The sequence below is a fragment of the Caballeronia udeis genome (assembly GCF_044909315.1).
GTDB lineage: Bacteria > Pseudomonadota > Gammaproteobacteria > Burkholderiales > Burkholderiaceae > Caballeronia > Caballeronia udeis_A.
In genome coordinates this window covers 51,929-65,183 of record NZ_JBIYEB010000002.1, presented here as the reverse complement: position 1 = coordinate 65,183, position 13,255 = coordinate 51,929, and the positions used below count along the sequence as shown (strand labels likewise).

The window sequence follows — 13,255 nt, the reverse complement described above, 5'->3', positions numbered from 1 at the left end:
GCATGGCTCGAAGGCAGGCGTTGTTGCGATGCGCTTTGCTTTCTCAAGCGAATCATCACGCGCGCCAGCGCCGGTTGAGCCGGGCTGACGCAACGTAAGCCGGATGCCGTTGCAGCCGGAAGCGTCAAAGTGTCAGCAACGCGGCAATCACCGTATAACGCGCCGTTTTTGCAATTGCTACGATCAGCAGGAACGACCAAAGCGGTTCGCGCAGCACGCCCGCAATCATGGTCAGAGGATCGCCGATCACTGGTGTCCAGCTCAACAGCAGCGTCCAGCGCCCGAAGCGCCGGTACCACTGTTCCGCGCGCTCGAGTGCACGCTGCCTGATCGGGAACCAGCGGCGCTCGCGCAGCTTTTCGATCGATCGTCCCATTGCCCAGTTGACCGTCGAGCCCACCACGTTGCCCACGCTCGCCACCGCGACGAGCATCCAGACCGGCTGCTTGCCGGCGATCAGCAAACCCGCCAGCAATGCCTCGGATTGAAGGGGGAAAAGTGTCGCTGCGACCAGCGCCACCGCAAAAAGCCCGCCATATATAGATAAATTGACCATGAGCGCGCGCGGGCAACCGTGAGAGAGGGCGACAGCTTAGCCGTTTTCTGGCGATGCTCCGCCTGGAGCCGTTGCATAAGGGGATTGAAAGCGTTCTCCACAGTTGATACCTTGGAGGCCGGTTGAACCTCAATCCAGGAGATGTCATGTCTTATATGCTGCTCATCGCCGAACCTGTTGGACAGCGGGCCGAGCGCTCGCAAGCCGAAGGCAAGCTGCTCTATGACCGTATGGTCGAGTTCGGCGCGGAATTGAAAGAACGCGGCCTGCTGATCGCGAGTGAATCGCTGGGAACGGGCGGCGTCCGTATTAAGAAACGCGATGGACAGGCGAGTTTGACCGACGGCCCGTTCGCGGAGGCGAAGGAAATGATCGGCGGGTTCTACCTGCTCGATTGCGCGACCAAGGAGCAAGCCATCGAGATTGCATCGGCATGCCCGGCGGCAGAATGGTGCGAGGTCGAGGTGCGCAAGGTCGGTCCCTGCTGGGAGTGAGTTTTTCAGGTCGGCTGGATATGCCTCGGTCCGATTCGGTAGGTTTTAGTGCGCGTTAACCCTCGGTGCTATAAAAATTGTCGATTTCTCCCGGTGTGGTTCGTCGTGGGAATGAAGGCGCAACCCGCGTTTTCGTTTTCACAGCGCGTTTCACACCAAGAGGAGAACAACAATGCGATTCATGATCATGGTCAAGGCGACCGAAAAAACCGAAGCGGGCATCCTTCCCGAGGACGCGCTGATCATCGCAATGACGACCTATCACGAAGAACTGGCGAAAGCGGGCGTGCTGCTGGACGCGAACGGTCTGCAGCCGAGCGCCAAAGGTTGGCGCGTGCGTTATGAGGGCGGGCGTCGAACCGTGATCGATGGGCCGTTTGCGGAGACCAAGGAACTGGTCGCGGGCTACACGCTGATCCAGGTGCGCTCACGCGAGGAAGCAATCGAATGGGCGCGCCGTTTCCCTGCGCCGATGGGCGAGTACGAAAGCGGCGAAATCGAGGTGCGGCAGTTGTTTGAACTGGACGAATTCGGCCCGCGCGAATCGATCGAGCGTTTCCGCGCACTGCAAGCGGCGCGCCGCGTTTGAACGCGGCTTACGCCAGCATCCCACTATCCTTGAAGGGCAATAAAAATGCATAAGCAAATCTACGTGAACCTGGCCGTGGCGGACTTGCCGAAAGCGCGCGCGTTTTTCAGCGAACTCGGTTTCAGCTTCAATCCGACGTTCAGCAACGACCAGGGCGCGTGCCTGGTCGTCGGCGAAAACATCTACGTAATGTTGCTGGTCAAGCCGTTCTTCCAGACCTTCACCGCGAAGGCGATCATCGACCCGAAAGAGCAGGTCGAAGCCCTCACGTGCCTGTCGTGCGAGAGCCGCGCCGAGGTCGATGAAATCGTGGCCAAGGCCGTGCGGGCGGGTGGCACGACGCCGCGGCCGGCGCAGGACCATGGGTTTATGTATGGCCACGGCTTCGACGATCTCGACGGCCACGCATGGGAGTTCGTGTATATGGACCCGAACGCGGCGGGCGCACCGTGAGCGGATCTGCCGGCGTGTCCGGGAGCCTGGAACTGGCCACTCATCGCGCAATAGAGGCGGTGTGGCGGATGGAGTCGGCAAAGGTGATCGCGGTCGTGGCGCGTATGGTGCGCGACGTGTCGCTTGCCGAGGAGTTTGCGCAGGACGCGCTGATTGCGGCATTGGAGCATTGGCGGGTGGATGGCGTGCCGGACAATCCGGGCGCCTGGCTCATGACCACGGCGAAACATCGTGCGCTTGATCGCTTGAGACAGGATGCATTGCACGCCCGCAAGCACGAGGAGTTGGGGCTCGACATGGATGCGCGCGAGGAGCACGTCACGCCGGATTTCGTGGATGCGCTGGATGCCGCGCGTGAGGACGATATTGGCGACGACCTGCTGCGGCTCGTGTTCACCGCGTGTCATCCGGTGCTGTCCGTCGATGCGCGGGTTGCGCTGACGTTGCGCCTGCTTGGCGGGCTGACCACGGACGAGATCGCGCGGGCGTTCCTGCAGCCGGAACCGACGATTGCGCAGCGGATTGTGCGGGCGAAGCGGACCTTGTCGGCTGCGCGCGTGCCGTTCGAAGTGCCGAAGGCCGATGCGCGGGCCGCGCGGCTGGCGTCGGTGCTGGAAGTCATTTACCTGATCTTCAATGAAGGGTATTCGGCGACCGCGGGTGACGACTGGATGCGTCCATCGCTCTGCGACGACGCGTTGCGTCTCGGGCGGATTCTCGCGGGATTGACGCCTGACGAGAGCGAGGTATTCGGGCTGGTCGCGCTGATGGAGATACAGGCATCCCGTACCCATGCACGCACCGATACGAATGGCCGGGCGGTGTTGTTGATGGACCAGGACCGCAGCCGGTGGGACCCGTTGCTGATTCGTCGCGGGCTGGCGGCATTGGAACGGTCGGAGGCGCTGAACGGCGCGCGCGGGCCTTATGCGCTGCAGGGCGCGCTGGCGGCTTGCCACGCGCGTGCGCGACGGGCGGAGGACACGGACTGGGCACAGATTGTCGCGCTCTACGATGCGCTGGCGATGGTGGCGCCGTCGCCGGTGGTGGAACTCAATCGCGCGGTGGCGGTGGGCATGGCGTTTGGCCCGGCGGCAGGGCTGGAAATAGTCGACGAGCTGGGTTCGAATCCGGCGCTCGCGAATTACCATTGGCTGCCGAGCGTGCGCGGCGACCTGCTGGCGAAGCTGGGCCGTCGTGAAGAAGCACGGGCGGAGTTCGAGAAGGCCGCGGGCATGACGCGTAATGGGCGTGAGCGGGAGTTGTTGCTGGAGAGGGCGGCGGAGATGACGGGGATGCGGGAGTAGGGGGCATCGGAACATGTTGGCTCCATCGCTGAAATCAGCAAGAAATACTCGTTGCTGGGCCGCTGCATCGTACGGTTCCTGGCGCGCCGAACGCGATCAAACACGCTTTCCCGCCCGCTAATAAACTAGCGGTATGACCGCTGCAAAACCATCGACTCCAAACCCGCTCGACGGCTTCCATCCGGCCGTCGCGAGCTGGTTCAGCCGGCAGTTTCCCGCGCCCACAGAGGCGCAGGCGCGCGCCTGGCCGTTGCTCAAGGCGCGCCGCTCGACGCTCGTGGCCGCGCCGACCGGCTCCGGCAAGACGCTGACGGCCTTCCTCGCCGCGATCGATGACCTGGTCCGGGAAGGCGTCGCAAGCGGTCCCCCGCTGCCCGACGAAACGACCGTGGTTTACGTGTCGCCGCTGAAGGCGCTTTCCAACGATATCCGGGTGAACCTGCAGGAACCGCTCGCCGGCATCTCAGCCGAGCTTGGCGGGCTGGGCCTGCCGCCCGTCGAGATTCGCGCGGCGGTGCGCACCGGCGACACCACGCCACAAGAGCGCAACGCGGTCAAAAAGCGGCCGCCGCATATTCTCGTCACCACGCCGGAATCGCTGTATGTGCTGCTGGGTTCCGATTCCGGCCGCGCGATGCTCTCGACTGTGCGAACGGTGATCGTCGATGAAATCCATGCGGTCGCCGGCAACAAACGCGGTGCCCATCTCGCGCTTAGCCTTGAGCGGCTGGACGCGTTGTGTATCGAACATAAACGCCAGGCGCCGGTGCGGATCGGTTTGTCCGCAACGCAAAAACCGATCGAACTGGTCGCGCAATTCCTGACCGGCAACCGGCCATGTTCGATCGTCGATGTCGGCCATGTGCGCAAGCGTGATCTCGCGCTCGAACTGCCGCCCGTCCCGCTCGAAGCAATCATGTCGAACGATGTGCGCGAGCGTGTCTACGACCGCCTCGCCGAGCTCATCGCGCAGCACCGCACCACGCCCGTGTTCGTGAACACGCGCCGGATGGCCGAGCGGGTCGCACGCCACCTCACTGAGCGGCTCGGCAAACCCGCGGTTGCGGCGCATCACGGCAGTCTCGCGAAAGAGCAGCGGCTGGACGCCGAGCAGCGGCTCAAACGCGGCGAGCTGCAAGTGCTGATTGCGACGGCTTCGCTGGAACTGGGGATTGATATCGGCGATGTGGAGCTGGTCTGTCAACTCGGTTCACCGGGCTCGATCGGCGGTGTCCTGCAGCGGGTCGGGCGCTCGGGGCATCAAGTGAGCGGCACGCCGAAAGGGCGGCTCTTCCCTGAATCACGCGACGATCTCATCGAATGTGCGGCGCTGATCGATTGCGTCGCCCGTGGTGAACTCGACGTGTTGCATATTCCCGAGGCGCCGCTCGACGTGCTCGCCCAGCAGATCGCCGCAGACGTGGCGTGCCGCGAGTGGAGCGAGGACGCGCTCTTCGAACGTGTGCGTAGCGCGATGCCGTATGCAGCGCTCGACCGTACGCAGTACGACGCAGTCCTGCGCATGCTCGCCGAGGGTTATACGAGCCGGCGCGGCGTGCGGGGAGCCTACGTGCATCGGGACGCGGTCACGCGCAGCTTGCGCGGCCGGCGCGGCGGCAGGCTGACTGCGGTGACCTCGGGCGGGGCGATTCCCGACAATGCGGACTTCGCGGTGCTGCTCGAACCGCAGGGCTTGCAGATAGGCACGGTCAACGAGGACTTCGCGGTCGAAAGCCTGGCGGGCGACGTGTTCCAGCTCGGCAATGCGTCGTACAAGATCCTGCGCGTGGAGGGTGGGCGAGTGCGTGTGGAAGATGCGCATGGACAGCCGCCGAACATTCCGTTCTGGCTCGGGGAAGCACCGGGGCGCAGCAACGAATTGTCTGCGGCGATCGCGCATATGCAGGCACAAGTGGACGCGTGGCTGGGCGAATTCCCGCTCGACATCACCATCGCCAAGCTGGCTGGTCAAACCGGTATCGGCGAGGAAGCGGCACGGCAGATCGTGGATTATCTGGCGCGCTCGCGGGCCGCGCTTTCTGTCCTGCCGACGCAGGACGTGCTGGTCATGGAGCGTTTCTTCGACGCCTCCGGCGGCACGCAGCTTGTCATTCACTCGCCGTTCGGCAGCCGCGTGAACCGCGCGTGGGGTCTCGCGTTGCGCAAGCGTTTTTGCCGCACGTTCAACTTCGAATTGCAGGCGGCCGCGACCGAGGACGCGATCGTCCTGTCGCTGACAGGCAACCATAGTTTTCCGCTCGATGAAGTCTGGCGTTATCTGCATTCAAATACCGCGGAACACCTGCTGATCCAGGCGTTGCTCGACGCGCCGCTGTTCGGCGTGCGCTGGCGCTGGAACGCGACCAACGCGCTCGCGTTGCCGCGCTACGCGCGCGGACGCCGGGTCGCGCCGCAATTGCAGCGCATGAAAAGCGAGGACCTGCTGGCGACGGTGTTCCCCGACCAGGTGGCGTGCATCGAAAACGTGGTCGGCGAGCGCGACGTGCCGCGTCATCCGCTGGTCGATCAGACGATTGATGATTGCCTGCACGACGCGATGGACTGCGACGCGTGGCTCGCGCTGCTAAGGCGTATAGAGAGCGGTGACGTACGGCTTGTGACGCGCGATTTGCCCGCGCCGTCGCCGTTGGCGGCGGAGGTTTTATCGGCACGTCCGTACGCTTTTCTCGACGATGCCCCTATCGAGGAACGCCGCACTCAGGCCGTGCTCGCGCGAGGCTGGACCGATCCGCAATCGAGCGACGACCTGGGCGCGCTCGACGCCGAGGCGATTGCGGGCGTACGCGAAGAGGCGTGGCCAACGGTGCGCAACGCCGATGAAATGCACGAGGCGCTCTCGGGTCTTTCGTGCATCACCGAAGCCGAGTGCCAGGCGAACGATGGCTGGCCGGCGTGGCTGCAGCAGCTCGCCGCGTCGGGGCGAGCGACGCGTTTGCAGGTGACATCGGCGGATGGCTTGTGGGTGCCGGTCGAACGCCTGACGTGCGTGCGCGCGATACACCCGGTAGCGCCGATGCAACCGCCGCTCGACGCGCTGCCCGGTTTCGACGAAGCGTGGACCGAAGACGACGCGCTCGTCGATATCGTGCGTGCACGGCTGAGCGGCTTTGGTCCATTGCCCGTGCCGGTCATCGCTCGTGCTTTGGCTGTGCCGGTCTCGTCGGCCGCGCTCGCGCTCACGCGCCTCGAAGCGGAGGGTTACGTGATGCGGGGCCGTTTCACGCCGGGCGCAACCGGCGAGGAGTGGTGCGAACGGCATCTGCTTGCGCGTATCCATCGATACACCGTGCGGCGCTTGCGGCGGGAAATCGAGCCGGTCGAGTTGCAGGATTTCATGCGTTTCCTGTTCGACTGGCAGCACGTCAGCGTGGACGCCAAAGCCGATCCTCACGGCGACGGCCACGACGCGCTGATGCTCGCAATCGAACAACTCGAAGGTTACGAAGCGCCCGCGGTCGCGTGGGAAGACGAGATCCTGCCCGCACGCCTGAGCGCGTATTCCATGACCTGGCTCGACGATCTGTGCCGCTCGGGCAAGGTGGTCTGGAGCCGCCCCGGCGCACGCTCGCGCAGCTCGGGCGGCCCGGTGCGCACCACGCCGATCGTGCTGCTGCCGCGCCGCAACCTGGCGGCGTGGAATCCACTGATGCAATCGATACAAACGCCCGAACCGTCATCGCGGGCGCAGCTTGTCTTCGACGCGCTCACGCAACACGGCGCCATGTTCTTCGATGAACTGCGCTCGGATGTCCGCCTGCTGGATACCGAACTTGAAAATGCGTTGGGCGAACTGGTGTCGCTGGGACTGGTGAATGCCGATAGTTTCGCCGGCCTGCGCGCGTTGCTCGCACCGGCCGCGCGCCGCAACAGTTTCGGCCGGCGGCCGCGGCGCGGCGGCCGTTTTATCGGCGGGATGGATGACGCCGGGCGTTGGGCCTTGCTACGCCGCGCTGACAGCAGCGCCGCGCCCGGCACGCCGGGTCCTGAGTCGCTCGAGCATGTGGCAATGACCCTGTTGCGCCGATACGGCGTTGTCTTCTGGCGCTTGCTGGAGCGCGAGCCCGACTGGCTGCCGCCGTGGCGGGACTTGCTGAGAGTGTTTCACCGGCTGGAAGCGCGCGGCGAGATTCGCGGCGGCCGCTTTGTCGCGGGGCTGGCGGGCGAGCAGTTCGCATTGCCGGAAGCCGTGCCGCTGTTGCGCACCATGCGCAACCGGGCCGCCCAAGGCAGTTTCTTGGCGATAAGCGCTGTCGATCCCTTGAATCTTGCCGGAACCTTGCTGCCCGGGGAGAAAGTGCCGGCGCTGCCGGGTAATCGCCTGCTGTATTGCGATGGTTTGCCGGTGGGGGCGGTTATTGCGGGGAAGACACGCTTCCTGGTGGAACTGGACGCGCAATCGCAAGAGCGGGTGCGCTGGCATCTTGTCCGGCGCAGTTTGGACCGTATGCCGGCTTCACCGTTAATGACGGGCCGTTAATGATCGGCTGTTCAGGTGAACGGTTGAAAAATCCCGCAAAGTTTAACAATTAAGCGCTGATTTTCTTGCTAAAAGTTACGCGGGCAAAACGAATTGTTAAATCTCTCATGCGCAAGACAAATCCGTCCCTTATTAATGAAAGCGGAATGCAAGTTATGACCGTGGAGTTCTGAACCGCCTCTGTGCAAAACCTATAAGCCATGCGTACAATCCGGCGCGCGTCGCATTATCGGCTTCACTGACTTTTACCAGTGCTCACTCAGTCTTACCGGAGGCCAATCGGTGGATGGCGGCAACGGGAAAGCCGCTGTCCGGAATGGGCCGGCCAGCAAAAACCAAATGCGGATATAGCGATAACTCCCGGTTCCCTTCAGATCGTTTTAAACACATGCTAAAGTTTTATCGCTAAAACGCCGTTAATTCTTTGAGATGCCGGGTTAATGGAGTAAAGCCGAACCCGGCGGATCTTGAAAATCATGTCGAACCCTGCTGTTATGGAGGCTGAGTAACGCCATGTCCACACCCATCAGATTCGACAGCACCGATTTCCCGGAGAACGATGCCGAGGAAATCTGGCGCGAAGGACTCAACGCCGTATTTGAGATCCAGCGGCCGAAAGATCCGCCTGTGCCATTTCGGGCAAAGATGGAAAGCTGGCCTTTGGGTTCAGTGCTGCTCATGTCGCACGTCGTGGGCGGTGATGTCGAATTTCAGCGCACCCGCCGCCGGATAGCGACTTCCGGTATTGACCATTACCTGGTGCATTGCCTGCTTGACGGCGCGTTGGTGTCGACCTTCGGCCGCGACACCCAGCAGGTGTCGCTCGGCTCGGTAATCGTGCGGGACCTCGTGGTTGAAAATATCGGGTTCACCCGCGACGCCCCTATGGTGACACTCACCATCCCGCGCCATGCCATCGACGCGCGCACGGGCGGAGCGCTGCGCATGCATGGATTGTCCTGGGAGGCCACCGACCCTATCGGCCTGCTGATCGCTTCGCATATGCGCAGCCTGGTGAGCGTCGCGAGTTCGATGGACGAAGAGCAGGCTTTGGTGGCCGGCGAGGCTACGCTGGATTTCGTCGCGGCTTGCGTCCTCAGGCGTGCCGAACGCTGGGCGCAATCCGGCGACCCGCGCCTGACTCCGGTGATCCGCGCGCAGGCGCTGAGTTTTATCGAAGGCAATCTGGCGGACATGAGCCTTGGCCCGGCGAGACTGCGTGAAATCCTGAAGGTGTCGCGCACGGCACTCTATGAACTCTTTGAACCGATGGGCGGAGTCGCGGAGTATGTGCGGGCGCGCCGGCTCGACGAAGCCATGCGCCGGCTTGAATCGCCGCTGCATGCGCGCGAACTCATTGGCGCGATTGCCTGTGCGGTCGGCTTCATGAGCGAATCGACGTTCAACCGCGCTTTCAAGGAGCGTTTCGGCTGCACGCCGACAGAAGCCCGCAGACGCCGCGCCGCGGGGGTATCGACGGGCGGTGGCGCCACCGCTGCGGCCAACGCCGCGAGCCGCCAGGGCGAAGCGCGCGGCGTTGGCATCAGGACGGCTGCGACGATCCGCAGCCTGGGTAGTTGACGGGTAGCTGACCGGTAGCCGAGCGCGCGTAAGGAGGGCGTAAGAGCACGTAAACAATTCCTCGACGGCCGAACGAAATGGGCGGAAAGAGTGGACGGAATGAGAGGGAGGCTACGCGCGTCGAGGGCATCATTGCCGGGCTTTCAAGCTGGCGTCGCGGATGGTATCGGCCCCAAGTCGAAGCTGTGAAAAAGGGGCCGGTCAGGTCGCGAATCGTTGGCGGCTCTCGGCGAAAGACCACGCGCTCCCGGTGCGTGTTGCGGGGGTGGCGGACACCTTCGCATGGAACGGACACCAGGGCTCGTCACCCCTTGGGTGTTCACGACGAGCACCACCGCGGCGACTCCGACAGACCCCAACGGCTACGACAGCGCCCCGACCTGCACGGCGCACGGGGTGTGACTACGCCGGGTCGTTCAGCGGCGGCTCGGCAGCGGACGGCGGGGGAAGCGGCGCCCGTCTTCGCGAGTTCAGGCCGACCACGCCTGAACGCTGGAAAGCACAGGAATCGCCGGCTGAGAGAGAAAGCGTCACGAAGACGCTTCCAGGCGAAACACGCGTTGCGGGAGATGCCGGCGACTTGAAACCCGCTGCGTGTTCGACCCTAAACCAAGAATAACGTGACCCCGGGGAAACTCATGTGGCTGTTTGCTTTGTTCCAGGCTGAAACCTTGTTTGGTCGTATCTTCAAGATGGGCGTGTGCGGCGCGGCGGTTGTCGCGGTTTATGCCGGCCTTGCTTCCACACCGCAGTCGAGTGTCCAGATTGCACTATCGCTTGCCGTGATCGCGGCGCTGTGGGTGCATGGTTATCGTGAGAGCAGGCGGTTGTCGTATGCATCGGCGCAATGCGATGCCGAGATCCGCGAGGACGAGGGCCGGATCCGGGTGGCGGGCGGCGGTGTCGATCTCGCATTTCATCTCAGGTCGCGAACGCTGACGGTGAACAAGGTGGCGAAGCGGATTGTCTCGACCGAAGCCCCCGGCGAGTTTCAACGTCTGCGCTCCGGCCGTTTCGAATGGCCGTTCCGGGTGGTGGCGGGCGAGCCCGAGTCAGGGGGGGCGAGCGTTGGCGCCGTGTCCGCGGCTTCAGAACGATGGGTGGGCGAGGCGCAGGCTTCCGCTTCAGGCACAGGTGCCAATACAGCCGCCGGCGCAACTGCGGCGGCGCACGGCGAACGCAAGGTCGACGTGTACTGGATGCACCCGGGTCAGGGTGATCGCCGGCTGTTTTCGGTGACTGGCCCGGCAGGAAAATACGAAGCGGTGGAACGCGCTTTTTCGATCTTCGCGGCATGGATCGATCACGAGGACGAAGCACGGCGCGCGATCGAACGCCGCAACAAAGCCGAGGCGTGGCAACGCGACTGGGAAGCGAAACGGCTGGCGGAAGAACTGGAGCACTCGCGGCGCAGGGGGGACGGCGCCTTCGACGAAACCGATCCGCACCTGCGTGTCGCCGTCACGGCGACAGCGTCGTCGAGAAGGTGGTAACCGAGCCGTCCGTCCGCTTGAAACGCGGACGTCGTGCCGTGTCGTCTTATTGCCCGGAAAGGGCAAAAACGCGCAGACGATGACCGTCCGGGTCCAGCGCGACGAAGGTAAAACCAAAATCCATTTCCGTCGGCCGCTGGATGATTTCCAGGCCGCGTTCCACCCAGTCGGCGAAGAGATCGTGCACGGTGTCGCTGTTGCTCACCGAGAGTGCGAGTTCGCCGCCGCCACCTGCCGCAGCCGCCGCCGGTTCGACCGTATGCTTTGACCACAACCCCAGCTTGAGACCCGACTCCATGATGAACATGGCGAACGTCGGGGAAGATTCGACGGGCGTTTTGCGAAGCAAGCCCTCATAAAAATGGGCGCTGGCGGAAGGATTGTCCACGTACAGGATGATGAAGTCGGGTTCGGTCATGGTGTTCGCTCGCGATGGGTCGGGGGAGGCCGCCGGGATGTGTGGCCGGGAAGTGTGGCCGGGAAGTGTGGCCGGGAAGTGTGGCCGGGAATCCAGCAGGGCCGGCGATTGCCTACCGGTGCTGAAGTTGAACCCATCGTAAGCATTGCTGCTGCCAGTTTTTGTCAGTAGTGCGGGGATAGTTGCCGTGCCTGCCGACCCGCGTGCACGTCGATCCTTTACGAACCTCACGCCAGTGCCGCCGCAACGGCCGCGGACAAATTGCCGATTGAAAAAGGCTTTCGAAGCAGCGAGATATTGTTGCCCATCGCGGCGTCCAGGGCGGAGGTGTCGGCGTAACCGCTCGCGAAAACAATGGGCATCTGCAGACCCTGGGACCGCGCCAGTTTTGCCACCGTAGCGCCATCCAGGTGCGGCATCGCGAAGTCCAGCACCAGCAGGTCGGGCGGATCGCTTGCCATCATGTGGAGCGCGGCGCGCCCGCCCGCCGCCGAGTCCACGCGGTACCCCAGCGCGATCAGCGTTTCGACCATGAAGGCACGAACATCCGGATCGTCGTCGACGACCAGGATCCGCGGCGCACTCCGGTCACTCGCATTGACGATAGCCACCGCCGACCCGTCCGGTGCGGCATCTGCACCCGGCGAACGCCGCAGGAACAAAGACACCCGCGTGCCACGCGGACTGCTCTCGATCTGCGCATGGCCGCCCGCCTGCTGGCAGATTCCATACACTTGGGCGAGACCGAGACCGGTCCCCGCGCCCAGTTCCTTGGTCGTAAAAAACGGCTCGAACGCCCGGGCCGCGACATCGGCGGACATGCCCGTGCCTGTATCGGCGACGCTCAGTTCCACGTAGTTGCCATCGGCGAGATCGGCGTCGTCCACGACCGTCTTCGACACCGTGCTGATGCGCAACACTCCGCCCGAGGGCATCGCGTCGCGTGCGTTGATCGCGAGGTTGAGCAGGGCGAGCTCGAGCTGGGTCGCGTCCGCCACGACCCGCGCGTCGTCGTCGCCGAGTTCCAGCCGCAGGTCGATTCCGGCGCCCAGCGTGCGGTCGAACAGGTCGGCCATGCCGTGCACGAGCTGCGCCAGCACGACCGGTTTCAGTTCGAGTTTCTGCGAGCGCGAAAACGCCAGCAATTGGGAGGTGAGCTTGGCGCCACGGTTGACTGCCCGCATTGCGTTGTCGGTGCAGCGCAGGACACGCTCGGGATCGGACGGCGAGCGCTTCACGAGTTCCAGGTTGCCGTGAATGGCCTGCAGCAGGTTGTTGAAATCATGGGCCAGGCCGCCGGTCAACTGACCGACCGCCTCCATTTTCTGCGCCTGGTGCAGGCGCGCTTCCATCTGCCGTTGCTGCGAGAGATCGGAGATGACCCCGCAGATCAGGCGATCCTGGTCGCGCTCGGCTTCGAGCGCCTTGAAGCTGCAATAGACGGGTGTTTCCCCGTTGGCCGACAGCACCGTGAGTTCGTCGCGGGCAATCCCGGTAGCGCTTTCGCGGATCAGCTGCTGCAGCCGCGCGTGCTGGCCGTCGAGCACAAACGCGCTGAACGCGTGGCCGACTACATGCTCTACCTCGCGGTCAAGCAACTGCACGGCGCGTTCGTTCGCGTAGAGAAGGATGCCGTCGCTGGAGAGCATCACCGCCCCTTCCTGCATCTGCTCCACAAGCACGCGATACGGCCGGTCCGCGCTCTCCAGCGTATAGATGCGGCGGTCGTCGTCGCTGCCGACCACCACGGCGTCCACCGCGCCGCTGCGGATGGCGTCAAGGGTATCTTCCGCTTCCCGCAGCCGCTCGCGCAGCTCCTCGATGGATGCGGTTTCCAGTGAAGCGGAGCGGGATTGATCGGACATA

General features: G+C 63.9%; 10 protein-coding genes. 7 read left to right on the top strand and 3 right to left on the bottom strand.

Translation table 11 applies throughout. The features are described from left to right. Positions 1-124: 124 nt before the first annotated feature. A complete protein-coding gene (locus ABH944_RS03135; protein WP_404604624.1) occupies positions 125-556 on the bottom strand; it encodes a YqaA family protein in 432 nt (143 codons plus the stop codon). 146 nt (positions 557-702) lie between these two features. Between ABH944_RS03135 and ABH944_RS03130 the strand changes: the two genes are divergently transcribed. The 7 genes from ABH944_RS03130 to ABH944_RS03100 all read left to right on the top strand — a co-directional run bounded on the left by ABH944_RS03130 (position 703) and on the right by ABH944_RS03100 (position 10,971). Continuing rightward, positions 703-1,050: a YciI family protein gene (locus ABH944_RS03130; RefSeq protein WP_404604625.1), complete on the top strand. Its 348-nt coding sequence runs from the start codon at positions 703-705 to the stop codon at positions 1,048-1,050. A gap of 172 nt (positions 1,051-1,222) precedes the next feature. Further along, positions 1,223-1,639, top strand: a complete 417-nt coding sequence (locus ABH944_RS03125) for a YciI family protein (RefSeq protein WP_404604626.1) — start codon at positions 1,223-1,225, stop codon at positions 1,637-1,639. A gap of 45 nt (positions 1,640-1,684) precedes the next feature. After that, positions 1,685-2,092, top strand: coding sequence for a VOC family protein (locus tag ABH944_RS03120; RefSeq protein WP_404604627.1), 408 nt, complete (start codon positions 1,685-1,687; stop codon positions 2,090-2,092). Beyond that, complete coding sequence (locus ABH944_RS03115) at positions 2,047-3,399, top strand: RNA polymerase sigma factor (protein WP_404604628.1); 1,353 nt, start codon at positions 2,047-2,049, stop codon at positions 3,397-3,399. The genes ABH944_RS03120 and ABH944_RS03115 overlap by 46 nt, the downstream gene beginning before the upstream one ends. A gap of 133 nt (positions 3,400-3,532) precedes the next feature. Beyond that, positions 3,533-7,897, top strand: a complete 4,365-nt coding sequence (locus ABH944_RS03110; RefSeq protein ID WP_404604629.1) for an Lhr family helicase — start codon at positions 3,533-3,535, stop codon at positions 7,895-7,897. A gap of 513 nt (positions 7,898-8,410) precedes the next feature. Beyond that, entirely contained in the window at positions 8,411-9,478 is a 1,068-nt protein-coding gene (locus ABH944_RS03105) for a helix-turn-helix domain-containing protein (protein WP_404604630.1), read from the top strand. 638 nt (positions 9,479-10,116) lie between these two features. Next, positions 10,117-10,971 carry a hypothetical protein gene (locus ABH944_RS03100; RefSeq protein ID WP_404604631.1) on the top strand — a complete coding sequence of 285 codons (855 nt, stop codon included), beginning with the start codon at positions 10,117-10,119 and terminating at the stop codon, positions 10,969-10,971. A gap of 46 nt (positions 10,972-11,017) precedes the next feature. Here ABH944_RS03100 and ABH944_RS03095 read toward each other — a convergent pair whose 3' ends face one another. After that, entirely contained in the window at positions 11,018-11,389 is a 372-nt protein-coding gene (locus ABH944_RS03095) for a VOC family protein (RefSeq protein ID WP_404604632.1), read from the bottom strand. Positions 11,390-11,616: 227 nt separating this feature from the next. Beyond that, a complete protein-coding gene (locus ABH944_RS03090) occupies positions 11,617-13,254 on the bottom strand; it encodes a response regulator (protein WP_404604633.1) in 1,638 nt (545 codons plus the stop codon). Position 13,255 lies beyond the last annotated feature (1 nt).

Bases quoted from the DNA above. Each gene is read 5' to 3' on its own strand.
- ABH944_RS03090 (WP_404604633.1), bottom strand. From the start codon at position 13,254: ATGTCCGATCAATCCCGCTCCGCTTCACTGGAAACCGCATCCATCGAG.
- ABH944_RS03135 (WP_404604624.1), bottom strand. From the start codon at position 556: ATGGTCAATTTATCTATATATGGCGGGCTTTTTGCGGTGGCGCTGGTC.
- ABH944_RS03095 (WP_404604632.1), bottom strand. From the start codon at position 11,389: ATGACCGAACCCGACTTCATCATCCTGTACGTGGACAATCCTTCCGCC.
- ABH944_RS03125 (WP_404604626.1), top strand. From the start codon at position 1,223: ATGCGATTCATGATCATGGTCAAGGCGACCGAAAAAACCGAAGCGGGC.
- ABH944_RS03130 (WP_404604625.1), top strand. From the start codon at position 703: ATGTCTTATATGCTGCTCATCGCCGAACCTGTTGGACAGCGGGCCGAG.
- ABH944_RS03120 (WP_404604627.1), top strand. From the start codon at position 1,685: ATGCATAAGCAAATCTACGTGAACCTGGCCGTGGCGGACTTGCCGAAA.
- ABH944_RS03110 (WP_404604629.1), top strand. From the start codon at position 3,533: ATGACCGCTGCAAAACCATCGACTCCAAACCCGCTCGACGGCTTCCAT.
- ABH944_RS03115 (WP_404604628.1), top strand. From the start codon at position 2,047: ATGGGAGTTCGTGTATATGGACCCGAACGCGGCGGGCGCACCGTGAGC.
- ABH944_RS03100 (WP_404604631.1), top strand. From the start codon at position 10,117: ATGTGGCTGTTTGCTTTGTTCCAGGCTGAAACCTTGTTTGGTCGTATC.
- ABH944_RS03105 (WP_404604630.1), top strand. From the start codon at position 8,411: ATGTCCACACCCATCAGATTCGACAGCACCGATTTCCCGGAGAACGAT.